We start from the raw sequence: 23,669 nt of genomic DNA, 5'->3' as shown, positions 1-23,669 counted from the left end.
CGGGACGGTGGCGCCGCGGGCCGGCCCGGTGGGGGAGCGGCGTGATGGCCGGACTCGCCGACCTGGCCGAACTCGTGCGCGCGCCGGCCGCGCTCTCGGTGCCCGGCGACCTGGTCGCCGGCGCCGGTGCGGCCGGGGTGCTCGGGCCGGCGACCGGCGCGCTCTCCGCGGCGTCGGTGTGCCTCTACTGGGCCGGCATGGCCGCGAACGACTGGGCCGACCGGGACCTCGACGCCGTCGAGCGCCCGGAACGGCCGATACCCTCCGGCCGGGTGCGCCCGGCCACCGCGTTCGGCGTGGCGGCCGGGCTCACGGCGACCGGTCTGTGGCTCGCGGCCGCGGCCGGCGGCCGTCGCTCGCTCGCGGTCGCACTGCCGCTGGCGGCCACCGTCTGGGGCTACGACCTGCGCGCCAAGAACACGGCGGCCGGTCCCGCGGTGATGGCCGCCTGCCGCGCCCTCGACGTCCTCCTCGGCGCGACGGTGACGCCGCGCGGTGTCCCGGCCGGCCGGGCCCTGTGGCGGGCACTCCCCACGGCCGCCGCGATCGCCGCGCACACCTGGACGGTCACCGAACTGTCCCGTCGCGAGGTCTCCGGCGCCACCCCGGCACTGCCGGCCACGACGCTCACGGCCACCGCCGCCCTCGGCGCGGCCGTCGCCACCTCCACGCCGCGCGCCACCCGCCGGACCACCGGCTCCACGCCCGGCGCGGTGCGCCCAGGACCGCGCGCCGCCGGGCCCGTGCCTCGCGTCGCCGTGCCTCGCGTCGCCGGGGCCGGGTCCGGTGGTGCCGGGCCGGTGCGCCGGGCCGTCGTCGGTGCGCTGGTCGGGCAGTACCTGGCCGGTTACGGGGCCGCGCAGGCGCGGGCGATCGCGAGTCCGGCGCCCGGGACGATCCGCGCGGCCGTCGGCGCGGGGATCACCGGCCTGCCCGCGTTGCAGGGCGCGCTCACCGCCCGCGCCGGATGCACGCTGGCCGGGCTGGCCGTCGCGGCGGCGGCACCGCTGGCCCGGCTGCTCGCGCGGAAGGTGTCGCCGACATGAGCCCGGCACCGGACGGCGCTGCGGCGACCCCGGCGGAACCGGCCGGTGACCGGGCGGCGGCGCTGCGGTTCGGTTACGGGACGAACGGGTTCGCGAACCATCGCCTCACGGACGCGCTGCGGGTGATCGCGGACCTCGGCTACGAGGGCGTGGCACTGACCCTCGACCACGACCACCTGGACCCGTTCGCGCCGGACCTCGCGCGCCGGACGGCGCGGACCGCGGACCTGCTGCGCGACCTCGGTCTGGCGGTCGTGATCGAGACCGGTGCCCGCTACCTGCTGGATCCGCGCCGCAAGCACGCGCCCACGCTGCTGCACGACGACCGCGCGCTGCGGCTGGACTTCCTGCGCCGGGCGATCGCGATCGGCGCGGATCTCGGCGCCGAGGCGGTCTCGTTCTGGGCCGGGGTACGGCCGGCCGGCGTACCCGCGGATCTGGCCTGGCGACGGCTCGTCGACGGGTGCGCCGAGGCCGGTGCGGTCGCCGCGGACGCCGGGATCCCGCTCGGGTTCGAACCGGAGCCCGGCATGCTGGTCGAGGACATCGCGGGCTGGCACCGGCTGCGCGCCGAGCTGGGCGCGCCGGCGTGGTTCGGGCTGACGCTCGACATCGGACACTGCCGGTGCCTGGAGCCGATCGGGGTGGCCGACTGCGTCACCGCGGTCGCCGAACACCTGGTCAACGTGCAGATCGACGACATGCGCCGGGGGGTGCACGAGCACCTGGAGTTCGGCACCGGCGAGATCGACTTCCCGCCGGTGCTGGGCGCGCTCGCGGCCGGCGGCTACCGCGGCCTGGTCGCGGTCGAACTGCCCCGCCACTCGCACGCCGCACCGACGGTCGCCGCCTCCTCGCTGACCTTCCTCCGCGCGGCCGCGGACAATGCACCTAGCTTCCTAGGAAACGGTAGGCGGTGTGCGGCGGACCACGGCCCGCAACCAGCGCACGACGACGGCGAGGACCGCGATCCGCGCGGAGGCGACGATCCGGAGCGCGCCGGTTCCGCGGTGGGCGGGTTCGCGGGCGGGGGAGAGGCCGAGCGCGCCGAGTCCGCCGGAGGCGGGTTCGCGGGTGCGACGGGTGGCGCGCCGGAACGCGCCGGGTCCGCGGCCGACGGGTTCGTGGCCGGCGGCTTCATGGACGGGGCAGGGACCGACGGGAGGGCGTCATGACGACCGACATCGGCATCGAGGTGCTCCGGGACGCGCTGAGCGACGTACCCGGGCGGGACTGGCTGCGTGACGCGGAAGCCGCGGTGCGCCGGGATCCCGGCGCGATCGGGCGGCTGTTCCCGGCCGTGGGCCGGCAGACCGGCCGGGACCCGCTGCCCGGCGTGCCGGGCTGGACCGCGGACGCCGCCGCCCGCGCCGTGCTGCTGGCCACGTTGCTCGGGACGCCCGGCGGCGCCGGCGAGCTCGCGGAGCTGTACCGCTACGGCGACTCCCGGGAGAAGCTGGCGATCCTCGCCGCGTTCTCGATCCTGCCGGACGCGCCGGACGAGCAGGTGCTCCCGCCGGTGCGCGACGCGCTGCGCACGAACGACACCCGGCTGGTCGCGGCCGCGCTCGGCCCGGTCGCGGACCGGCTGGACGACGACACCTGGCGGCAGGGCGTGCTCAAGTGCGTCTTCATGGGCGTCCCGCTGACCGCGGTGCACGCGCTGCACGACCGCGCGGACGACGCGCTGGCCGACATGCTGGCCGCGCTGGCCGAGGAGCGCGCGGCCGCGGGCCGCGACTTCCCGCCGGACGCGGCCGCGCTGCTCACCGATCTGCGCCGGCGCGGGCCGGTGCCGCGGTGACCGGCGGTCATCACACCGACGGGTGCGGCCGTGCCGACGCTTCGCCGCACCGCCCGCGCGGCCGGGCCGGCGGCCGGTCATGCCACCCGTACGGCCGCGGCCACGGCCGGTCATGTCATCGGCGCGGCCGCGACGGCGCCGCGGTGCGCGGCCCGGGTGGCCGGGTGGACGGCGTCGCGCCGCGGGGCGGGAGCGGCGCCGGGAAATCGCGTGGGACCAGCGAGAGGGGACGGTAATGCGGATCTTCGACCCGCACATTCACATGACGTCGCGGACGACGGACGACTACGCGGCGATGGCGGCGGCCGGGGTGGTCGCGGTGGTGGAACCGGCGTTCTGGCTGGGGCAGCCGCGGACCGGACCGGGCTCGTTCGCGGACTACTTCGACTCGCTGGTCGGCTGGGAGCCGTACCGTGCCTCGCAGTTCGGGGTGCGGCACCACGCGACGATCGCGCTGAACCCGAAGGAGGCCAACGATCCGCGGTGCCGGCCGGTGCTCGAGCTGGTGCCCCGGTACCTGGCCAAGGACGGCGTGGTCGCGGTCGGCGAGATCGGCTACGACTCGATGACCGCGGACGAGGACGACGCCTTCACCCGGCAGCTGGCGATGGCGGTCGAGTTCGGCCTGCCCGCGCTGGTGCACACGCCGCACCGGGACAAGGCGCGCGGCACCGCGCGCAGCCTGGACGTGGTCGCGGAGTCCGGCATCCCGCGCGAGCACGTGGTGATCGACCACCTGAACGAGGTCACGGTCAAGGCGGTCAAGGACGCGGGCTGCTGGGCCGGGTTCTCCATCTACCCGGACACGAAGATGTCGCCGCCGCGGATGGTCGAGATCCTCAAGGAGTTCGGCCTGGACCGCATGCTGGTCAACTCGGCCGCGGACTGGGGGAAGTCGGACCCGCTGCTGACCGTGCGGACCGCGGAGGCGATGCTGGCGGCCGGGTTCACCGAGGACGACGTGGACCGGGTGCTGTGGCGGAACCCGGCCGAGTTCTACGGCCGGTCCGGGCGGCTGGACCTGACCGACCTGAAACCCGCCGACGGTACGTACGAGGGCAGCTCGATCCTGCGCGGAGGCTCCTGAGATGCGGTTGCGGCACCCGGACGGCTCGACCGTCCACCTCGGATACTGCACGAACGTCCACCCGGCCGAGGACCTGCCCGGCATCGTGGCGCAGTTCGACACGTACGCGGTCCCGGTCCGCGAGCGCCTCGGCGTACCCGTGCTGGGTCTCGGTCTGTGGCTGGCGGCACCGGTCGCGGCGGGCCTGGCCGCGGACCGGGCGGCCGTGCACCGGCTGCGCGCCGAACTGACCGCGCGCGGCCTCGAGGTGGTGACGCTGAACGGTTTCCCGTACGAGGCGTTCCAGGCCCCGGTGGTGAAGCACGCGGTCTACCACCCGGACTGGTCCGCGCCGGAGCGGCTGCGGTACACGCTGGACCTGGCCGAGGTGCTGGCCCAGCTGCTGCCGGAGGACGCCCGGCGCGGCTCGATCTCGACGCTGCCGCTCGCCTGGCGCACGCCGTGGGACGCGGGGACGCGGCAGCGGTGCCGGACGGCGCTCGGCGCGCTCGCCGGTGGCCTGGCCGCGCTGGAGCGGCGCTCCGGCCGTACCGTGCGGGTGGCCTTCGAACCGGAACCCGGCTGCGTCATCGAGTCGACCACGCAGGCGGCGGACCTGCTGGGCACCGTGGACACCGAGCGGCTCGGCGTGTGCCTGGACCTCGCGCACCTCGCGTGCGCGTGGGAGGAGCCGCGCGACGCGCTGCGCCGGCTGGACGCCGCGGGCGTGCCGGTGGTGAAGGTGCAGGTGTCGGCCGCGCTGGAGAGCACGGACCCGCGCGCGGACGCCGAGGTGCTCCGCGGGTACGTCGAGCCGCGTTTCCTGCACCAGACCCGCGCCCGGCACGGCCTGGCCACGGACGACCTCGACGAAGCACTGTCCACTCCGGACGGCGGGCCGTGGCGGGTGCACTACCACGTGCCGCTGCACGCGGAGCCGATCCCGCCGCTGCGGGCGACCACCGGCGTGCTGAGCGAGGCGTTGACGGAGCTCGTGGGTGGCCCCGCGGCGCGTTGCGACCACCTGGACGTGGAGACGTACACCTGGGGCGTGCTCCCGCCGGCCCGTCGTCCGTCCACACCGGACGAGTTGGCCGGCGGCATCGCGGCCGAGCTGGCGTACGCGCGGGAACTGCTGACGACGCTGGGACTGACGCACACCGTGGAGGCGACCCGATGACCACCCCGCTGCTCGTGCTCGACGTGGTCGGGCTGACCCCGCGGCTGCTGACCCACATGCCCCGGCTGTCCGCGATCGGCTTCCGGGCCGAGCTCGGCACCGTGCTCCCGGCCGTGACCTGCTCCGCGCAGTCGACGTTCCTGACCGGGCTGCTGCCGTCCGAGCACGGGATCGTCGGCAACGGCTGGTACTTCCGCGACCTCGGCGAGGTCTTCCTGTGGCGGCAGCACAACCGGCTGGTCCAGGGCGAGAAGCTGTGGGACGCGGCGCGCGCGGCCCGGCCCGGCTACACGGTCGCGAACGTGTGCTGGTGGTACGCGATGGGCGCGGACGTGGACTGGACCGTCACGCCGCGCCCGATCTACTACTCCGACGGCCGCAAGGAACCGGACTGCTACACGTACCCGCCGTCGCTGCACGACGAGCTGACCGCGCGCCTCGGCGGGTTCCCGCTGTTCACCTACTGGGGCCCGAACGCCGGGATCGCGTCGTCCACCTGGATCTGCCGGGCCGCCGAGCAGATCATGGCCGACCACGAGCCCGACCTGACGCTGGTCTACGTGCCGCACCTCGACTACGACCTGCAACGGTTCGGCCCGTCCTCGCCGCAGGCCGCCGCGGCCGCCCGCGCCGTCGACGACATCCTGGCCCCGCTGCTGGACGCGGCCGCGCGGCGGGGCGCGACCGTGGTGGCGCTGTCCGAGTACGGGATCACCGACGCGCACCGCCCGATCGACATCAACCGCATGCTGCGCGCCGAAGGGCTGCTCCAGGTTTACACGCAGGACGGGATGGAATACCTCGACCCGTGGACCTCCGCCGCGTTCGCCGTCGCCGACCATCAGATCGCGCACGTCTACGTCCGGGACCCGGCGTCGGTGGACCGGGTGCGGGCGCTCTGCGAGCGGCTGCCCGGCGTCGACGCCGTGCTCGACACGACCGGCAAGCAGGCACACGGCCTCGACCACGAGCGGGCCGGCGACCTGGTGCTGATCGCCGACGCGGATGCCTGGTTCACCTACTACTACTGGCTCGACGACGCGCGCGCCCCCGACTTCGCCCGGCTCGTCGAGATCCACCGCAAGCCCGGCTACGACCCCGCGGAGCTGTTCTTCGACCCGGCCAACCCAGGTGCCGCGAAGCTGCGGGCCGCGACCGCGCTGCTGCGCAAGAAGACCGGCTTCCGCTACCTGATGAACCCGGTCGGGCTGGACGCCGGCGCCCGCGCGGTCCGCGGCTCGCACGGCCGGCTCCCCGCCGACCCGCAGGACGGCCCGGTGCTGCTCTGCTCCGACCCGGCGCTCGCCCGGGACCGCGTCGAGGCCGTACAGGTGAAGGATCTGCTGTTGCGCGCGGCCGGTCTCAGCCATGACGCTGTGTCCATCGACTAGGGAGGGCCGGGTGATGACGGCGGACGTCGTCGCGAACGCCAGCGGCCTGCGGGAACGCTGCGAGACCACGCTGGCGAACTGGCTGGACCGGCAGCGCCCGGCCTGGCCGGACCCGGCCGTGTTCGAGACGGTGCGCCGGTTCGTGCTGCACGGCGGCAAACGGCTGCGCCCGATGTTCTGCTACTGGGGCTGGCGCGGCGCGGGCGGCGACGACGGCCCGGACATCGTGTCGGCCGCGGCCGCGCTGGAGCTGTTCCACGCGTTCGCGCTGATCCACGACGACATCATGGACGGCAGCGACCTGCGCCGCGGCGAGCCGTCCGTGCACCGCCGGTTCGCCGACGACCACCACCGGCACGGCTGGCGCGGCTCGTCGGGTGCGTACGGTACCGGCGCCGCGCTGCTCGTCGGTGACCTGCTCGCCGCGTGGGCCGACGAACTGTTCGCCGTGGCCGACCGCGACCGGCGCGGCGCCGCGCTGTTCGCCCGCATGCGCACCGAGGTGATCGCCGGCCAGTACCTCGACCTGCGCGCCGGCGCGGACGGCGGCTCGGTCGCGGACGCGCTCACCGTGGTGCGGATGAAGTCGGCCCGCTACACCGTCACCCGCCCGCTGCAGATCGGCGCCGCGCTGGCCGGTGCCGGCGACGACCTGCTGGCCGCCTACCGCGCGTTCGGTGACCCGCTCGGCGACGCGTTCCAGCTCCGCGACGACGTCCTCGGCGTCTTCGGCAACCCGGCGATCACCGGCAAACCCGCGCTCGACGACCTCCGCGAGGGCAAGCAGACCGTCCTGCTCGCGCTCGCCCGCGACCGCGCCACCCCGTCCCAGGCCGCCCAGCTCGACCGCCTCGTCGGCGACCCGTCCCTGGACGAGCCCGCCGCCGCCACGCTCCGCGAGATCATCGTCGACACCGGCGCCCTCACCCGCACCGAGCACATGATCCAGACCCGCGCCGCCGCCGCCCACACCGCCCTCGCCGCCGCTCCCATCACCCCCGAGTCGGCCGCCGCCCTCACCGAACTCGCCAACCACTCCATCCACCGCCTCTCCTGACCGACCCCGCCGCCGGTACGCGCTCGCGCGCTACTCGCGCCGGGGCGCTTCGCGGTCCGGGCGCTCGACGGCCCGGCGGCGACGTCCCGCACCGCGCCGGTCCCGCACCCCGCCGCCGGGCTGTCCGGCGGCCCCGCGGCGCCGCGCGACCGGGTGGCCGTCAGGCCGCGAGGACGAGGCCGGGGATCAGCGTGGCGACGGCGGTCAGCCACCACCAGAAGGCGACGCGGATGCGGCGGAGTTTGCGGTCGAGGATGCGGGCCAGCGTCTGCGCGGTCACCCAGGCCTCGCGGCGATCCGCGTCGGCGTGGTAGCCGTCGAGCCGGCCGAGCGAGGCCCGGGCGAGCGTCGGCCAGGAGTAGCGGCTGAACTCGCAGCCGACGATCGCGGGCCGGATCACCAGCAGCAGCGTGGTCAGCGCGACCGCGGCGCTGCCGGTGGCGGCAGCCAGCAGCAGGGCGGCGGCCCACTCGGCCGGGCCGTCCGGCGGGAGCACGGCGGTGATGTCCCGATGGCGGGCGGTGGCCTGCACCACCAGCAGCATCAGCGCGGTGGTGAGCAGCGCGGCCTTCGTGTCCGCGTTGACGATCAGCGTGCTGAACTGGTTCATCGCGAAGCGGGCGTCGTCGGTGGGCATGCACGCCTCCCTGGGCCGCGGGCCGGTATCCACCAGAGTGGACACGCCGTTCCGTGATCGCCAGGATCCGTGACCGGGGACACCTCGGTGGCTGTCTCGCGCCGTCCCTCGCTCCACGCCGTTGCCGGCACTCAGGGCGTTTCCGCGGTACGGGTGAGTTCGACGCCGTAGAACGTGCCGTGGATGACGAGGGTGTCGTCGTGGCACGCGTAGGAGGACGGGTCGTCGGTGGCGGTGAGGTCGCGGGAGTTGTCGAGTTCGCCGTTGACGCGGAGCTCGGACGTGCCGGTGGCGGTGGCGCCGCTGGGGGTGAGCCTGCCCCCGGTGGTGGTGTACCGGCCGGTGATTCGCCCGGTGACGACGTGCTCCCACCGGTCGTCGCGGACCGTGGCCCGGAACGGGCTGCCGCGGTAGACCACCTCGTAGGTGCCGTCCGGGCGGTACGTGTCGGTGCCGGTGTCGTACCCGGTGAAGTCGGTGGGCGCGCCGTCGACGGTGTTCTCGATGACGTACTTCTGCTGCTTCCACACGCCCACCACGCACGGGTCCAGGCCGGGGCTGATCGACGGGGTGGGGGACGGACCGGCCGGGAACGGCCAGCGGCCGGTGGCGGCGGCGCGCACGGTGATCGAGGTGGCCAGGGCCACGGCGAGGACGCTGACGACGGCGACGGCGGCCACCAGGCCGCGCCGGGCGGACGAGGCGGGGACGCCGGCGGCCGGTGCGCCGGAGGCCGGCATGACCGCCGGATAGCCGGACGGCGAGGCCGGCCGGTGAACCGGTGCTGCGGGGTGCCCGGTCCGCGGCGCCGCACTGAGCCCGGGCGGCGCCGCACTGAGCCCGGGCGGCGCCGCACTGAGCCCGGGCGGCGGCGATTGCGGCTGTCCGGCCGGTGGTGCCGCCCGGTGCCCGTCGGCGGCCGGAGGTCCGGGCGATGCCGGCGGATATCCGCGCGGCGGGAGCTGACCGGGCAACGCCGGTGGCCGGCCGGCCGGCGGTGGGACCGATGGCCCGCCGCTCCGCGGCGGCACCGACTCGGGCCGCACCGCGGACGCGCCCGGTGGCGTCCCGGCCGCTCGCCGCCCGCCCACCGGATGCCCGGGGCGGTGCGCGGCGGGCGGGGGAGCGGCCGGTGGTCGCCGGGCCGGGGACCGGACGGCGGTGGGCGGCGCGCTGCCGGCGGCCGGTGCGGTGGCGTAGAGCGCGCCCTCCGCGACCACCAGTTCGGGCTGGTCGAGCAGCGTCGGGCGTACCCCCAGGCTCTGGTGGAGCAGCGAGGCGGTCAGCGGCATGCGGCTCGCGCCGCCGATCAGGAAGACGCCCGCGGGTGCGCCGCCCGCGCCGGCCATCACGCGGCGGGTGGCGACCAGCGTGCGCTCGAGGACCGGGCGGGCGGCCTGGTCGAGCTGTTCGCGGCCGAGCGGGGCCTCCTCGTCGAAGATCGGCACGTGCAGCACGGTGGAGGTGGCGCGGGACAGGACCTCCTTGGCGGTACGGGCGCCGTCCCACAGCGTCCGGGCGGCGCGCCGGTCCGCGCGGGTGGCCGGGGCGGCGAGGCGTTGCCAGGCGGCCGGGTCGCGGGTCGCGAACGTGCGGCCGAGCAGCTCGACGATCGCGGCGTCGACGTCCGTGCCACCGGTGTCGTCCAGGCCCTCGGAGGCGACCACGCGCAGCCCGTCCGGCCCGGCGCGGACCACGGAGACGTCGAACGTCCCGGCGCCGAAGTCGTAGACCACGACCTGACCGCCCGGCGGGATGCGCGCGGCGGCCCGGTGCACCACGTAACCGGCCGCGGCGATCGGCTCGGGCAGCAGCGTGACGTCCGGGAAGACGGTGCGGGCCGCGGACTCCAGGCGCTGCCGGCGCTGCGCGGCCCACGCCGCCGGGTGGGTGAGCACGACGGCGCCGACCGGCCGCCCGGCGACCCGACCGGCCTCCGCGGCCACGTGCCCGAGCACCGTGGCGATCACCGACTCGACGGCCGGCTGCGCGGTGCCGAGCAACATCGTCTCCTCGTCGATGTGCCGTTTCGGGTGCGGCTCGTAACCGGCGGGGTCGGTCTGTGCCGCGTGCCGGGCGTCGCGGCCGACGATCAGGCGGCCGGACGGATCGGCCCAGACCGCGGACGGCAGCAGCGGTGAGCCGTCGAACAGCAGCGGTACCGGCGGGCGCCCGCCGGCCGCCAGCATCCCCACGGTGTGCGAGGTGCCGAAGTCGATGCCGAGCCGCGCGGCCGCGTTCACATCGGACACGGTACGGCTCACGCGCCACCCGGGGCGACGGTCAGCAGTCGCCACCCGGGTTGATCGTGCGCATGATCCGGCTGGCGATGTCGCCGAGCTGGCGGGTCTGCGCCTTGGTGGTCGGGTCGAAGACGAGCCGGCGGACCTCCGCGACGTGGCCGGGCGCGGTCGCGACGACCTTGTCCCAGCCGTCCTCCGTGAGGACCGCCAGCGTGTAGCGTCCGTCGGCCGGGTCGGGCGTCCGCCGTACCCACGCGCGTTTCTCCAGGCGGGAGACCGCCTGCGAGAGGCGCGGCAGGGAACCCGCGCACAGCACGGCGAGCGTGCTCATCCGCATGGTGCGCTCGGGCGCCTCGGACAGGCCGGCGAGGATCAGGTATTCGAAGTGGCTGATCCCGGCGTCGCGCTGCAGCTGGGCGTCGAGCGCGGCGGGCAGCGCGAACAGTAGGCCGGCGGTGGTCTTCCAGGCCGCCAGCTCGTCGGCTGCCAGCCAGCGTGGTTCGTCGCTCACGCTGGCCAGTATAACTTCAACGCTGAAGTGATCCCAACTTGCATGTTTAAGTAACGAACGCTACGGTTCGCTTTACTGCTTAACTGAGCCTACGCTTTGGGGAATCATGAACATCGTTCTGTGGGTCATCGCCGCGCTGCTCGCGGCCGCATTTCTGATGGCGGGCGCGATGAAGCTGATCCAGCCGCGCGAGAAGCTGATCGCGTCCGGCATGGGCTGGGCCGGGGACTTCCCGCCCGCGGCGGTCAAGGCGATCGGCGCCGTGGAGGTGCTGGGCGCGATCGGGCTGATCCTGCCCGCGGTGACCGGCATCGCGCCGGTCCTGGTGCCGCTGGCCGCGACCGGGCTGGCGCTGACCATGGCCGGCGCGATGGTGGTGCACGTGCGGCGCGGCGAGTTCCCGGCGCTGGCTCCGAACGTGGTGCTGCTGGTCCTGGCCGCGGTGGTCGCCTGGGGCCGGTTCGGGCCGTACGCGTTCTGACCCGGGGGTGGTCACGGTGCCACGACATCGTGACCACTTTTCCGTGGAGTCAGGTATGGGCATGCCTCGATCGTGATTCGGCGCTAGTGTCCCCTGCGGGGCACCGGCGGAATCGACCTGCATGGGGGCATGGATGCTGCGACGAACGACCCTGATCGGCACCGTCATCCTGGCGATGCTGCTGACCGGCGCGCAGGGCGCGGCGGCACACGGCGGCGGGTTCCGGCCCGGCGCACCCGGAGCGGGCGATCCGTATTTCCCGCTCGACGGCAACGGCGGCTACGACGTCCGCCACTACGACCTCGACGTGCGCTACACACCGGCCACCGACGTGCTGGCCGGCACCGCGACGATCAGCGCGCGGGCCACGCAGCACCTCTCCGCGTTCAACCTCGACCTCGACGGGCTGACCATCCGGTCGCTGACCGTCGACGGCGCGCCCGCCCGGTGGTCCCGCGACGGCGCCGAGCTGACCGTCACGCCCCGCCGCGGCCTGCCGAAGAACCGGCCGTTCACCGTGGTGGTCCGGTACGACGGCGTGCCGCGGACCATCGACGACCCGCTCCTCGGGCGGACCGGTGTCTTCCACACCGACGACGGCGTGCTCATCGCCGGCCAGCCGGACGTGGCCGCCACCTGGTTCCCGGTCAACGACCACCCGATCGACAAGGCCGCCTACACGATCAGGCTCACCGTGCCGCAGGGCCTGGAGGCGGTCGCGAACGGCGCGCTCACCGGCACCCGCACCCGCGGCGGCTGGACCACCTGGACCTGGGACGCGCCCGAGCCGATGGCGTCCTACCTGGTCACGGCCAATGTCGGTGAGTTCCGGCTGAACGCGTACCGGTCCGGTGGCATCCGCTACTGGGACGCGGTCGACCCCGATCTGTACGCTCCGCCCGCCACGCCGAGCACGGGTGAGCGGTTCGCGCTCAGTGGCACCGGCGAGCCCGGCTACCGGCGGCTGACCCGCGTCGTCGACGTGCCGGCCGGCGGCGCCACGATCGGCTTCGACGCCACCCTCGCGCTCGAGAACGAGTGGGACTTCTTCCTGGTCGAGGCGCGTACGCCGGGCCAGGACGACTGGACCACGCTGCCGGACGCGAACGGGCACACGTCCACCGCGACCGGCGCGGTCTGTGCGTACGCGGAGGCGCTGCACCCGTTCCTGCTGCACTACCTGACGCCCGCGGCCGACGGCAGCTGCGCGTCCGCGACCGGCACCACCGGCGCGTGGAACGCGGCCACCGGTGCCGGCGACGGCGTGCAGGAGTGGTCCGTCGACCTCGGTGACTGGTCGGGCGGCCCGGTCGAGGTCTCGCTCACCTACGTCAACGACGACCTGATCACCCCGGCCGGCGCGTTCGTCGACGACGTGGTCGTCTCCACCGGGGAGGGAAGCACCAGCTTCGAGGAGGACGGCGACCCGTTCGACGGCTGGACACCGGGCGGCCCGCCGGCGGGCTCCCCGCCGAACCCGGCGCAGTGGAGCACCGGCACCACCGGTGACGCCACCACGACCGGCGACGTGATCGACGCGGCGTTCGCCCGGCAGCCCGAGATCATCGCGTTCCTGGCGGACACGTTCGGGCCGTACCCGTTCCGGACGTCCGGCGGCATCGTCGACGACATGGACGGGCTCGGCTTCGCGCTGGAGACGCAGACCCGGCCGATCTACTCGAATGGCTTCTTCAGCGGCCCGGAGAGCGCGGCCGCCGTGATCGTGCACGAGCTGGCCCACCAGTGGTACGGCGACAGCGTCGCGCTCGCCCGCTGGCAGGACATCTGGCTCAACGAGGGCTTCGCGTCGTACGCGGAGTGGCTGTGGTCGGAGCGCGAGGGCGGCAGCACGCCGCAGGAGATCTTCGACTCCACCTACGCGGACATCCCGGCGGAGTCGGAGTTCTGGAACCTGGCGATCGGTGACCCGGGGCCGGGACGGCTGTTCGACGGCGCGGTCTACACGCGCGGCGCGATGACGCTGCACGTGCTGCGCAACCGGGTCGGCGACGCCGCGTTCTTCCGGATCCTGAAGGGCTGGGCGTCGTCGCGGGCCGGCGGCAACGCCACCACGCCGCAGTTCATCGCGTTCGCGGAGCGGGTCTCCGGCCAGCAGCTGGACGACCTGTTCCAGCAGTGGCTGTTCACGGCCGCGAAGCCGACCGTCACCACGGCGGCCCCGGCCGCGAAGGCGGCGCCGGTGCTGCCCGGACCGCTGCAGCCGAAACTGCGCCGTTGACCGGTGCCGCCGACGCCACGCCGGTGCCGCCGACGCCGCGCCGCTGAACCGCATCCGGCCGCGGGTCCAGAAGCACTTCGGAACCCGCGGCCGGCCCGCGTCCACCGCGCCGGTCCGCACCGGTTGGACCGGTCCGCACCGGTTGAACCGGTCCACGCCGGGCGTGTCGGCCCGCACCGCCCGGGCGTCGCTCGGCCCCGGCGGTGCGGACCGGCGGGACGTCAGCGGGAGGAGAACGCGGCGTCGAAGGCCGCGTCGGGGGCGTCGAAGGCGAGGTTCCGGACGAACTTCAGGGCCTCGGGCGCGCCGACCAGGCGGTCCATGCCGGCGTCCTCCCACTCGATCGACAGCGGGCCGTTGTAGCCGATCGCGTTCAGCGCGCGGAAGCAGTCCTCCCACGGCACGTCGCCGTGGCCGGTGGAGACGAAGTCCCAGCCGCGCCGCAGGTCCGCCCACGGCAGGTGCGAGGAGAGCCGGCCGCGCCGCCCGTCGCCGGTGCGGACCTTGGCGTCCTTGCAGTCCACGTGGTAGATCCGGTCGGCGAAGTCCAGGATGAAGTTCACCGGGTCCAGCTCCTGCCACACGAAGTGCGACGGGTCCCAGTTCAGGCCGAACGCTGGCCGGTTGCCCACCGCCTCGAGGGCGCGCTTGGTCGTCCAGTAGTCGTAGGCGATCTCGGACGGGTGCACCTCGTGCGCGAACCGCACGCCGACCTCGTCGAACACGTCCAGGATCGGGTTCCACCGGTCGGCGAAGTCCTGGTAGCCGCGTTCGATCATCGCGGGCGGCACCGGCGGGAACATGGCCAGCGTGTGCCAGATGGACGAGCCGGTGAACCCGACCACGGTCTTCACGCCCAGCTTCGCCGCGGCCCGCGCGGTGTCGGCGATCTCCGCGGCCGCGCGCTGTCGCACGCCCTCCGGCTCCCCGTCGCCCCAGATCCGGGCCGGCAGGATGTCCTGGTGCCGCTCGTCGATCGGGTGGTCGCAGACGGCCTGCCCGACCAGGTGGTTGGAGATCGCGAAGACCTGCAGGTTGTGCTTGGCCAGCTGCTCGCGCTTGCGGTCCACGTACGACTCGTCGGACAGCGCCTTGTCCACCTCGAAGTGGTCACCCCAACAGGCGATCTCCAGCCCGTCGTAGCCCCACTCCGAGGCGAGCCGGCACACCTCCTCGAACGGCAGGTCCGCCCACTGGCCGGTGAACAGCGTGATCGGTCGCGCCATGTGTCTGTCTCCCTCGGTGCCCGCGTTCTGATGCAGCGACAGGTGCGCGGCGACCGCCGGGTGCCCACGGCGACAGGGCCGGGCGGCGGTCAGCCGAACGGCGGCGAGGGTGGCCGTTCCCGGACCCGCCGCGGCGCACCCCGGCCGGGCCGACGGTTCATTCGGCACCGGGAACCGGTGCTCAGCACCCCGGGCGGGTTGCGCCTCCCGCCCGAGCCGTCGGCCCGCGGGCACACCCGCGGATCCGGGACCCACGCTAGCCGACCCGATCGCCGCTTTCCAGGACCCGCGACGGCTTCTTGTAGACGTACTGGGTCTGCAGTTCCGCGTACCCGTCGACGCCGGTCGTCCCGCACTCGCGCCCGATCCCGGAGTCCTTCACGCCGCCGAACGGGATGTGCGGCGCGACCTCCGCGTGCGTGTTGACGTACGCGGTCCCGCACTCCAGCCGCGCCGCGAGCCGCTCACCGGCCGCGATGTCGGACGTCCAGACCGAGCCGCACAACCCGTACGGCGTGTCGTTCGCGGCCGCGATCGCCTCGTCCACGTCGCGGAAGCTGAGCACCGGCAGCAGCGGCCCGAACTGCTCCTCGTCCACCACCCGCATGCCGGGCCGTACCCCGGTCAGGATCATCGGCGCCTGGAAGTAGCCGCCCTCGTCCGCCCGTGCCCCGGCGTTGGCCGGTTTCGCGCCGTGCGTGAGCGCGTCGTCGAGCAGCAGGCGCACCCGCTCGAACTGCGGGCGGGTGGAGATCGGGCCGAACGAGCCGCCCGCGGACTCCGGCACCGGCGTGGCCGCGTCGGCCAGCCGGGCGAGCGCCTCCACCATCCGCGGATAGATCGACTCGTGCACGTACAGCCGTTTGACCGCGGCGCACACCTGACCACTCATGATCATGGAGGAGGTGAACAGCTGCGCGGCGACCAGGTCGACGTCCACGTCCGGCAGCACGATCGCGGCGTCGTTGCCACCGAGTTCCAGCAGCACCCGTTTCAGCGCGGGCGCCGCGGCCGCCGCGATCTGCCGCCCGGCCTCCACCGAGCCGGTGAACGAGATCAGCCCGGTGTCCGGGTGGGCGACCAGCGCCTTCCCGGTGTCGTCGCCGCCGGCCACGATGTTGACCACGCCGGGCGGCACCACGTCCTTCCAGATCTCGCCGAGCAGCAGCGTGGCGAACGGCGTGAACGGCGACGGCTTCAGCACCACCGTGTTCCCGGCCAGCAGCGCACCGGCCACCTTCACGCACGCGATCAGGATCGGCGAGTTCCACGGGGTGATCGCCGCGACCACGCCGACCGGCTTGCGGACCACCCGTACCAGCCGCTCGTCGTTGTCCTCGATGATGTCGACCGGCAGCGGCGCGGTCGCGTGATGCCCGAGGAACGCCGGCCCGCCGTACGCCTCGATCGCGCCGCCCGTCGCGCCCTTCTCCAGCGCGGACACCGCGACCACGTCGTCCAGGCGCGCGGTCAGCGCCGCGGCCATCGCGCCGATCACCCGGCGCCGTTCCTGCTCGCCGGCCGCGTGCCAGCCCGGTTGCGCCCGCCGCGCCGCCGCGACCGCGGCGTCGACCAGGTCGCCGGTCGCGTCCGGGCAGTCGCCGACCGGCGCGCGGGTGGCCGGGTTCTCCACCGGGAACGTCGCGTCGTTCCGCACGATCCGGCCGTCGACGAGGTGACCCAGGGCGGCGATCGTGGCGTGGATGTCCTCCATGGCGGGCGTCCTTCCGCAGATCTCGGTTACGCAGTCATGCTAGTCAATATCGCCGGGTAATTCGGTGTCGTCGGCCGGGCCGGAACGGTACGAATGATCGATGCCCGTCGTCGCACTGTTCGCCGCCGTCCTGCTGCTCGGCGTCGCGGACTCAATGATCAACTCCTATATCGTGCTGTTCGGTGCGGACGAGGCCGGCCTGACCCCGATCCGGATCGGCGTGTGGTCGTCCGTGTTCGCGATCGCCGGGATGACGATCAGCTGGTGGCTCGGCCGGCGATTCGACCGGCGGCCCGCCCGCCGGTACGCGGTCGTGGTGATCCTGCTCGGCGCCGCCGGATATCTGGTGCTGCCGCGGGTGACCAGCTTCCCGGTGCTGCTGCTGATGGCGGCGACCGTGCTCGGCGCGATGGGCGCGGCGTTCCCGCAGCTGTTCACGCTGGCCCGGGCCGTGCTCGGCGAGGGCGCCGCCGGGCAGCGCTCCGCGCCGCTGCTGCGCACGGCCTGGTCGCTGGCCTGGGCCGGTGGGCCGCTGCTCGGCGCGCTCGTGCTGTCGCGTGGTGGCTACGACGCGCTGATGCAGATGGCCGCCGCGGTGTTCGTGCTGTGCGCGCTGGTCGTGCTCACCGTGCCCCGGCCCGGTCCGGTCACGACCGTGCACCCGGCGCCGGGCGGCACGCCGGTCCTGCTCACCGCGTCCGTCACGCTGTTCTTCACGGCCATGTTCGCCGGCAGCCTGGCGCTGCCGCTGTTCGTCACGCGCGCGCTGGACCAGGGGCCGGCCGCGGTCGGCGTGCTCTACAGCGTCTGCGCCGCGGTCGAGGTGGTCGCCACGCTCGGCCTCGCCGCCGTCCCCGAGCGGGTCAGTCAGCGGACGCTGATCCTCGGCGGCTTCGGCTCGTTCGTCTGCTACTTCGCCGTCACGGTGGTGTCCACCGGCATGCCGATGCTGGTGGCCGGGCAGGTCCTGCGCGGTGTCGGGATCGCCGTCGTCGGCGCGGCCGGCATCCGCTACTTCCAGGACCTCCTGGCGCCGGCGACCGGCCGGGCCACCACGCTGTTCTCCAACGCCACCACGGCCGGCCTGCTGGTCTCCGGCGTGCTGGCCGGCGTCGCGGTCGACCGGTTCGGATATCGCACCACGCTGTTGCTCTGCGGCGTGACGGCGGCACTGGGCGCGGTCGCGTTCGCGCTCGGCACCCCGGCGGCGGAACGGCTCCGGCGACCGGTCGTGCACAGTGGACGCTCCTCCGACGGGTGACCGCCGCACCACCGGACGGCTGGACGGTCGAGGCTCGGCCGCGGGCGCCGTGCGCCGGGATTCCGGCCGGATCGCGGTGGCACCGCGCACCGGCCGACCGTCCGGATCGGCTGATACCATGCCCGGCGCGTGGCAGCCGTGATCGACGGGACTGTTTGGAGCACGACGTGAGCTGGTTGGGGCCGCTGCTGGAGGGTGACCCGGCTCGCGTCGGCGACTACGAGATCGTCGGGCGGCTCGGGGCCGGCGGCATGGGCGTGGTCTACCTGGCCCAGGACGAGGCCGGGCAGCGGGTCGCGGTGAAGCTGGTGCACGCGGAGGTGGCCGGCGACCCGGAGTTCCGACGCCGGTTCCGCGACGAGGTGGCCCGGGCCCGGCAGGTGCCGCCGTTCTGCACCGCCGAGGTTCTCGACGCCGACCCGGACGCGGCCCGCCCGTACCTGGTCGTCGAGTACGTCGACGGGCCGACGCTGGACGAGGAGGTGCGGCAGCGCGGACCGCTGAACCCGTCGAACCTGCACGGGCTGGCGATCGGCGTGGCGACCGCGCTGACCGCGATCCACGGCGCCGGCGTGATCCACCGGGACCTGAAGCCGGGCAACGTGCTGCTCGCGCCCGGCAGCCCCAAGGTGATCGACTTCGGTATCGCGCACGCGCTGGAGGCGGCCCAGGAGCGGCTCACCCGGACCGGCGTGTACCTGGGCACCGTGAACTACATGGCACCGGAACGCTTCGCGGAGGAGGCCGGCCCGGTCACGCCCGCCGCGGACGTGTTCGCCTGGGGGTGCGTCGTCGTGTTCGCCGGGACCGGCCGGGCGCCGTTCGACGGCGGCACGGCGATCGCCACCATGGCCCGGATCATCAGCCAGCCGCCGCGCCTGGACGGGATGGCGGAGGGACCGCTGCGCCGGCTCGCCGAACGCGCGCTCGCCGCGGACCCGGCGAGCCGCCCGACCGCGCGGGAACTGCTCGACCAGCTGCTGGGCGACGTCCCCGCGGGCGCGCTGGACGGCCGGCCGGACCTGCGGTCCGCCTCGGCGGAGGCGTCGATCACGGCACCCACCCCGAGCAACACCGACGACACCGGGACCGGGACGGAGACCGAGGCCCGGGCCGCGTTCGACGCCGGGGCGGCCGGCGCCACGCCGGCACCGCACCGGCGTACCGTCGCGGTGCTGGCCGCGACCGTCGCCGTTCTGGTCCTGGCCCTCCTCGGCGGCGCGGGCGTCGTCCTCCAGCAGCGCGGCCGCGCCGGCGCGCAGCCGGCCGGTTCCGCCCCCGTGGCGCAGCCGCCGATCGCGCTCCCGGCGTCGCCCACCGCCGCCGCCCCCAGCCCGGCCGCGTCCCCGTCGCCCGCGCCGTCGTCCACCCCGTCACCGACGCTCGAGGCCACCCGTTCCGCCGAGGTCACGCCGACGCCGAAGCCCGCGGTGGCCGCCGGGGGCCTCGACGGCCGGCCCCCGGTCAGCGCCGCGGACGCCACCCAGTCCGTGTACGGCCCGTACCTCGTCCACAACCTGCGGACCGGTCGGTGCGTGGACCTGGACGGCGTCGCCGCCGGCGCACCGAACCAGCCGGTTCTGCAGGACGTCTGCCGGACGACCGCGGACAACCAGGAGTTCTCGTTCGTGCCTCGGGGCGCCGACCGGTCCGGACACCAGCTCTACTGGATCCGCAACACCGCCGACGGGCTCTGCCTGGACGTCGACGGCGTCGGCACGGTCCCACGTGCCACGCCGGTCGTCGAACGCGAGTGCTACGACCAGGACAACCAGGACTACCGGCTGGATCCGAAGCTCACCTCCGACGGCCGTCAGTACTACTGGCTCGTCAACACCGCCTCCGGCCTGTGCCTCGACGTCTTCGGCAAGGGCGACGGCGACAACGGCGCACACCTCACGCTGGTCAACTGCGTGTCCGGCGACGACCACGAATGGGCGCTGGTCCGCCGCGCCGACTGGTGAGCGAGCAGGCCGTACCTTTTGTCGATATTCGCGGTAGGCGTACGGCCGTCCGCAGGTTCGTAAATGCCGGTCCAGCAATGCGCCCCCGTACGCCTGTCAGAGGTTCGTATATGCGCATGCGTCGCTCTTGACGGACCGGGAGGTCATCGCGAAGCTTCACGCTCACCAGTAAATGAACTACTAACGAACCTGGTTCGTGGATGGGGGCCTCCGATGAACCTGCGTCGATACGCCGCCGTGCTCCTCACCGTCGCGCTGACCGCCGGCTGCGGTGGCGGCCCGGCGGACGACAGCGGCAGCGGTGAGCTGGTCTTCGCCAACTGGCAGTGGCTCGAACCCGGGCGCGGCGAGGCGCTGTGGCAAGCGGTGAACGGCTACACCGCGACCGATCCCGCGGTCACGCTGAAGCAGCAGGCCATCGCGCGCAAGGACTACGAGAGCACGCTCAAGACGCAGATCGGGGCGCGCGGCGGCCCGGACATCCTGATCGTCCCGGACACGTTCCTGCCGGAGCTGGCCGAGGCCGGCGCGCTCGAACCGCTCGACGACGTGCTGGACGACGCGGGCAGGGCCGCGCTGAACGCGACCAACGACGCCGGCGTGCTCGACGGCAAGCAGGTCGGCTACGCCTGGGAGATCGTCAACTACGCGCTGTTCTGGAACACGGCACTGCTCGACCGGGCCGGCGTCCAGCCGCCCACCGACTTCCCCGGCCTGGTCGCGGCCGCCAAGACGATCAAGGAGAAGACCGGCAACCCCGGCTTCGCGGTACGGCACCAGATCAACGAGGAGGCGCCCTGGTGGATCGACTTCTCCAACTGGTCGTACGGCTTCGGCGGCGCCTGGTCCCGGGACGGCGCGCTCACCATCGACAGCCCGCAGAACGTCGCCGCGGTCACCGCGTTCCGTGACATGTACGAAAGCGGCGCGATGGCGGTCGGCGACGACGCCTCCACGTTCCGCTCCAAGTTCAAGGCCGGCACGGTCGGCATGATGATCGACAACAGCTCCGCGCTGGCCACCATGGTCGCCGGCAACACGGTCGTGCCGAGCACCGGCGTCGGCGCGAGCCCGCTGCCGTTCCCGGCCAGGGCCAGCGGTCAGGCCGGCTTCTTCGTCGGCATCAACGCGTTCTCGACGAACAAGACCGCCGCGAAGAAGTGGCTGCGCTGGTTCTACGGCGCGGACCCGCAGAAGCAGGCCGCGGCCGCGCTCGGCGCCAGCGTGCTCGGCACCGACACCACCCCGCCGGCCGAGTTCGTCACCGCGAACCCGTGGGTGCCCACGTTCCAGGCCCAGGCCGCGCTGTCCACCGACGCGGTGATCGACGGCTTCGAGACCGCCACGCCGCGGATCCGCCACATCGTGCTGACCGAGGTGGAGAAGGTGCTGGTCGACGGCGCGGACCCGGCCGTCGCGCTGGCCCGCGCCCAGGAGGCGGCGGAGAAGCTGCGGTGACCCGCGCCGACCGGCTCGCCCCGTACATCTTCGCCTCCGCGGCCGCGCTCTACCTGCTCGTCTTCACCGCGTGGCCGCTGCTCGACGGCGTCTGGCTGTCGTTCACCGACACCGGGCTGCTCAACCCCGCGGCCGGCGAGTGGGTCGGCACGGACAACTACGCGGCGCTGTTCGCGGACCCACGGTTCGCCGGCACGCTCGGCGTCACGCTGCTCTACAGCGCGGCCACCGTCGCCGGCGCGCTGCTGCTCGGCACGGCCGGCGCGGTACTGCTGGACCGGTCGTTCCGCGGCCGGACCACGCTCCGCGCGCTGCTCACCCTGCCCTGGGCCGCGCCGACCGTCGCGGTCGCGCTGATCTTCGTCTGGATCCTCAACCACGACGACGGCGTGCTCAACGGCGTCACCGAGGCCGCCGGACTCGGCCGGCACGGCTGGCTCACCGCCTACGCGCTGGCCACGGTCACCGCGGTGTCGGTGTGGAAGGTCTTCCCGTTCGTGCTGCTGGTCGTCCTGGCCGCGCTGCAGACCGTACCCCGGGAACTGGTCGAGTCCGCGGTCGTCGACGGCGCCGGCCCGGCCACCGTCTTCCGCCGGGTCACCTGGCCGTTCCTGGTGCCCACGCTGCGCGTGATCGCGCTGCTGATGACGATCTGGTCGTTCCGCCGCTTCGAGATCATCTGGCTGCTCACCCAGGGCGGCCCGGTCGACCGCACCACCACGCTGGTGATCGACGTCTACCGCACCGCGTTCCTCGAGTCCGACCTCGGCCGGTCCGCCGCGACCGGCACGATCGGCCTGCTGCTGTCCGCGGCCGCCACCGTCGCCTACGCCCTCGCCGAACGCCGCTCCACCGCAAAGGACCTGACATGAGGGTACGGTTCATCGCGCTCGTCCCGTTCGTCGTCGTCGCCGGCTTCCCGCTCTACTGGATGGTGGTCACCGCGACCCGCCGCCAGGACGAACTGTTCGGCGGCGACGTGCACTGGCTGCCCGACGTCACCCGGCTCGGCACCGCGTTCACCGCGGCCGTCGACGGCGCCCCGATGCTGCGCTGGCTCACCAACAGCGCGTTCGTGGCCGCCGGCACCACCGTGCTCAGCCTGGCGCTCGCGGTCCTCGCCGCGTACGCGCTGTCCCGCTTCTCGTTCCGCGGCCGCGGCGTCCTCGGCTTCGCGTTGTTCGCCACCCAGATGCTGCCCGAGGCGCTGATCGTCGTACCGCTGTACGCGCTCTTCCTGACCCTCGGCCTGCTCAACAACCTGTGGGGCCTGGTGCTCGGCAACACCGCGTTCGCGATGCCGGTCGCCGTCTGGATCATCAAGACCGCGATGGACGCCATCCCCCGCGAGATCGAGGAGGCCGCCGCGCTCGACGGCTGCTCCCGCTACGCCATGCTGCGCCGCGTCGTCCTCCCGCTCACCGCACCGTCGCTGGCCGCCGCCGCGGTCCTCGCCTTCTTCGACAGCTGGAACGAGTTCCTCCTCGCCAACACCTTCATGGTCGACGAGGAGAAGTGGCCCGCCTCCAAGGGCCTGGCCTCCTTCGTCGGCGAGTTCGTCACCCCGATGCCCACCGTCATGTCCGCCGCCCTCCTCTTCACCCTGCCCGCCGTGGTCTTCTTCCTCCTGGTCCAGCGCCACATCGTCGCCGGCCTCACCGCCGGCGCCGTGAAGGGCTGAAAGATCAAAGGCGCAGAGGCGATCTTCCCGCTCCCGGCGCGGTGCGGCCCGCATGCTCCCGCGGGCCCCGGTCGTCGCTGGCGCTCCTCCCTGCCGGTCCCGCCGTGGCCAGGACAAACCCTCGCGGCCTCCACCGCCGGGCACGTGCTGCGCCGAGCTCGCTCCCGCCGCACCACGTGCCCGGCGTCGCGCCGCGGGCTTGCGGTGCTGGCGTGGGTCCTCTCCGGCACCGGGCGGAACCGGCTCCGACCGAGCCGGGCCAGCCCCGCGGCGCCGCCGTCGGCGAGCAACCGCACGGCCTCGGCGACCGGGTGCGGCCGGCCGGCTGCGCCAGGTCGGTGCGGAGCCGGTGCCGCGGCGTGTGCGGCACGGTCTCGATGCCGTCCTCGAGCCGGACGCTGCCGCCGGCCGGGGTGAGGAAGTCCGCGGAGTAACCGACCGGTGGGGCCGGCTGGAACAGCAGCCGGGCGTCGGCGGGCAGCCGCGGGTCGCGCACTCCGGGCCCGGTCGCCGAACATCCCGCCGGCGGTACGTGAGCCGAGCGTGTGCGCGCTGAGCAGCGTCTCCCAGCGGGGTCGGCCGCCGGGGCGAGCCGGACACGTGCGAGGTCATCCGCGGTGACGTGAATCCGCGGCACCATTGACCCCTCTCCGTGAGTCGATGACCACCCTATGTGCCTTGTGGACGGTTGTCGGGCGGGATCGGGACAC

Annotated in this window: 19 protein-coding genes; 14 read left to right on the top strand and 5 right to left on the bottom strand. The window is 74.2% G+C overall.

Going from position 1 to position 23,669, the window contains the following annotated elements; genetic code table 11:
- Positions 1-44 precede the first annotated feature (44 nt).
- From J2S44_RS42525 to J2S44_RS42495, 7 genes are all read left to right on the top strand, one after another.
- The gene (locus J2S44_RS42525; protein WP_310429318.1) at positions 45-1,046 is read left to right on the top strand and encodes an SCO3242 family prenyltransferase; all 1,002 of its coding nucleotides are present in this window, start codon (positions 45-47) and stop codon (positions 1,044-1,046) included.
- The gene (locus J2S44_RS42520; RefSeq protein ID WP_310429316.1) at positions 1,043-2,221 is read left to right on the top strand and encodes a sugar phosphate isomerase/epimerase family protein; all 1,179 of its coding nucleotides are present in this window, start codon (positions 1,043-1,045) and stop codon (positions 2,219-2,221) included. Before J2S44_RS42525 ends, J2S44_RS42520 begins: the two co-directional genes overlap by 4 nt.
- Entirely contained in the window at positions 2,218-2,850 is a 633-nt protein-coding gene (locus J2S44_RS42515; protein WP_310429314.1) for an EboA domain-containing protein, read from the top strand. The genes J2S44_RS42520 and J2S44_RS42515 overlap by 4 nt, the downstream gene beginning before the upstream one ends.
- A 235-nt stretch (positions 2,851-3,085) precedes the next feature.
- A complete protein-coding gene (locus J2S44_RS42510; RefSeq protein WP_310429313.1) occupies positions 3,086-3,937 on the top strand; it encodes a TatD family hydrolase in 852 nt (283 codons plus the stop codon).
- Position 3,938: 1 nt separating this feature from the next.
- Complete coding sequence (eboE, locus tag J2S44_RS42505; RefSeq protein WP_310429311.1) at positions 3,939-5,096, top strand: metabolite traffic protein EboE; 1,158 nt, start codon at positions 3,939-3,941, stop codon at positions 5,094-5,096.
- The gene (locus J2S44_RS42500; RefSeq protein ID WP_310429309.1) at positions 5,093-6,487 is read left to right on the top strand and encodes an alkaline phosphatase family protein; all 1,395 of its coding nucleotides are present in this window, start codon (positions 5,093-5,095) and stop codon (positions 6,485-6,487) included. The genes eboE and J2S44_RS42500 overlap by 4 nt, the downstream gene beginning before the upstream one ends.
- Positions 6,488-6,500: 13 nt before the next feature.
- A complete protein-coding gene (locus tag J2S44_RS42495; protein ID WP_310429307.1) occupies positions 6,501-7,544 on the top strand; it encodes a polyprenyl synthetase family protein in 1,044 nt (347 codons plus the stop codon).
- Between the two features lie 160 nt (positions 7,545-7,704).
- On the opposite strand, the gene J2S44_RS42490 is transcribed toward J2S44_RS42495, so the two are convergent.
- The 3 genes from J2S44_RS42490 to J2S44_RS42480 all read right to left on the bottom strand — a co-directional run bounded on the left by J2S44_RS42490 (position 7,705) and on the right by J2S44_RS42480 (position 10,935).
- Positions 7,705-8,181 carry a Pycsar system effector family protein gene (locus tag J2S44_RS42490; RefSeq protein ID WP_310429306.1) on the bottom strand — a complete coding sequence of 159 codons (477 nt, stop codon included), beginning with the start codon at positions 8,179-8,181 and terminating at the stop codon, positions 7,705-7,707.
- 131 nt (positions 8,182-8,312) lie between these two features.
- Positions 8,313-10,424 carry an Hsp70 family protein gene (locus J2S44_RS42485; RefSeq protein ID WP_310429304.1) on the bottom strand — a complete coding sequence of 704 codons (2,112 nt, stop codon included), beginning with the start codon at positions 10,422-10,424 and terminating at the stop codon, positions 8,313-8,315.
- Between the two features lie 40 nt (positions 10,425-10,464).
- On the bottom strand, positions 10,465-10,935 hold the full coding sequence (locus tag J2S44_RS42480; RefSeq protein WP_310429302.1) for a MarR family winged helix-turn-helix transcriptional regulator: 471 nt from the start codon (positions 10,933-10,935) through the stop codon (positions 10,465-10,467).
- Between the two features lie 106 nt (positions 10,936-11,041).
- Between J2S44_RS42480 and J2S44_RS42475 the strand changes: the two genes are divergently transcribed.
- Together J2S44_RS42475 and J2S44_RS42470 are read left to right on the top strand one after the other, a co-directional pair.
- A complete protein-coding gene (locus J2S44_RS42475) occupies positions 11,042-11,416 on the top strand; it encodes a DoxX family protein (RefSeq protein WP_310429300.1) in 375 nt (124 codons plus the stop codon).
- Between the two features lie 133 nt (positions 11,417-11,549).
- The gene (locus tag J2S44_RS42470) at positions 11,550-13,655 is read left to right on the top strand and encodes a M1 family metallopeptidase (protein WP_310429298.1); all 2,106 of its coding nucleotides are present in this window, start codon (positions 11,550-11,552) and stop codon (positions 13,653-13,655) included.
- Between the two features lie 221 nt (positions 13,656-13,876).
- On the opposite strand, the gene J2S44_RS42465 is transcribed toward J2S44_RS42470, so the two are convergent.
- Positions 13,877-14,881, bottom strand: a complete 1,005-nt coding sequence (locus J2S44_RS42465) for a sugar phosphate isomerase/epimerase family protein (protein ID WP_310429296.1) — start codon at positions 14,879-14,881, stop codon at positions 13,877-13,879.
- Positions 14,882-15,137: 256 nt separating this feature from the next.
- Positions 15,138-16,595 carry an aldehyde dehydrogenase family protein gene (locus tag J2S44_RS42460; protein ID WP_310429294.1) on the bottom strand — a complete coding sequence of 486 codons (1,458 nt, stop codon included), beginning with the start codon at positions 16,593-16,595 and terminating at the stop codon, positions 15,138-15,140.
- 100 nt (positions 16,596-16,695) lie between these two features.
- Between J2S44_RS42460 and J2S44_RS42455 the strand changes: the two genes are divergently transcribed.
- From J2S44_RS42455 to J2S44_RS42435, 5 genes are all read left to right on the top strand, one after another.
- Positions 16,696-17,856: an MFS transporter gene (locus J2S44_RS42455; protein ID WP_310429291.1), complete on the top strand. Its 1,161-nt coding sequence runs from the start codon at positions 16,696-16,698 to the stop codon at positions 17,854-17,856.
- Between the two features lie 167 nt (positions 17,857-18,023).
- Positions 18,024-19,820: a serine/threonine protein kinase gene (locus tag J2S44_RS42450; protein WP_310429289.1), complete on the top strand. Its 1,797-nt coding sequence runs from the start codon at positions 18,024-18,026 to the stop codon at positions 19,818-19,820.
- Positions 19,821-20,033: 213 nt separating this feature from the next.
- On the top strand, positions 20,034-21,278 hold the full coding sequence (locus J2S44_RS42445) for an ABC transporter substrate-binding protein (protein WP_310429287.1): 1,245 nt from the start codon (positions 20,034-20,036) through the stop codon (positions 21,276-21,278).
- Entirely contained in the window at positions 21,275-22,150 is an 876-nt protein-coding gene (locus tag J2S44_RS42440; RefSeq protein ID WP_310429285.1) for a carbohydrate ABC transporter permease, read from the top strand. The genes J2S44_RS42445 and J2S44_RS42440 overlap by 4 nt, the downstream gene beginning before the upstream one ends.
- A complete protein-coding gene (locus tag J2S44_RS42435; RefSeq protein WP_310429283.1) occupies positions 22,147-22,959 on the top strand; it encodes a carbohydrate ABC transporter permease in 813 nt (270 codons plus the stop codon). The genes J2S44_RS42440 and J2S44_RS42435 overlap by 4 nt, the downstream gene beginning before the upstream one ends.
- The last annotated feature ends 710 nt before the right edge of the window (positions 22,960-23,669 follow it).

The sequence above is a fragment of the Catenuloplanes niger genome (assembly GCF_031458255.1).
Lineage (GTDB): Bacteria > Actinomycetota > Actinomycetes > Mycobacteriales > Micromonosporaceae > Catenuloplanes > Catenuloplanes niger.
This window is presented reverse-complemented; position numbering and strand designations above follow the sequence as displayed.

Coding starts and splice junctions, on each gene's coding strand:
- J2S44_RS42525 (WP_310429318.1), top strand. CDS start 45: ATGGCCGGACTCGCCGACCTGGCCGAACTCGTGCGCGCGCCGGCCGCG.
- J2S44_RS42520 (WP_310429316.1), top strand. CDS start 1,043: ATGAGCCCGGCACCGGACGGCGCTGCGGCGACCCCGGCGGAACCGGCC.
- J2S44_RS42515 (WP_310429314.1), top strand. CDS start 2,218: ATGACGACCGACATCGGCATCGAGGTGCTCCGGGACGCGCTGAGCGAC.
- J2S44_RS42510 (WP_310429313.1), top strand. CDS start 3,086: ATGCGGATCTTCGACCCGCACATTCACATGACGTCGCGGACGACGGAC.
- eboE (WP_310429311.1), top strand. CDS start 3,939: ATGCGGTTGCGGCACCCGGACGGCTCGACCGTCCACCTCGGATACTGC.
- J2S44_RS42500 (WP_310429309.1), top strand. CDS start 5,093: ATGACCACCCCGCTGCTCGTGCTCGACGTGGTCGGGCTGACCCCGCGG.
- J2S44_RS42495 (WP_310429307.1), top strand. CDS start 6,501: ATGACGGCGGACGTCGTCGCGAACGCCAGCGGCCTGCGGGAACGCTGC.
- J2S44_RS42490 (WP_310429306.1), bottom strand. CDS start 8,181: ATGCCCACCGACGACGCCCGCTTCGCGATGAACCAGTTCAGCACGCTG.
- J2S44_RS42475 (WP_310429300.1), top strand. CDS start 11,042: ATGAACATCGTTCTGTGGGTCATCGCCGCGCTGCTCGCGGCCGCATTT.
- J2S44_RS42470 (WP_310429298.1), top strand. CDS start 11,550: ATGCTGCGACGAACGACCCTGATCGGCACCGTCATCCTGGCGATGCTG.
- J2S44_RS42465 (WP_310429296.1), bottom strand. CDS start 14,881: ATGGCGCGACCGATCACGCTGTTCACCGGCCAGTGGGCGGACCTGCCG.
- J2S44_RS42460 (WP_310429294.1), bottom strand. CDS start 16,595: ATGGAGGACATCCACGCCACGATCGCCGCCCTGGGTCACCTCGTCGAC.
- J2S44_RS42455 (WP_310429291.1), top strand. CDS start 16,696: ATGCCCGTCGTCGCACTGTTCGCCGCCGTCCTGCTGCTCGGCGTCGCG.
- J2S44_RS42445 (WP_310429287.1), top strand. CDS start 20,034: ATGAACCTGCGTCGATACGCCGCCGTGCTCCTCACCGTCGCGCTGACC.
- J2S44_RS42435 (WP_310429283.1), top strand. CDS start 22,147: ATGAGGGTACGGTTCATCGCGCTCGTCCCGTTCGTCGTCGTCGCCGGC.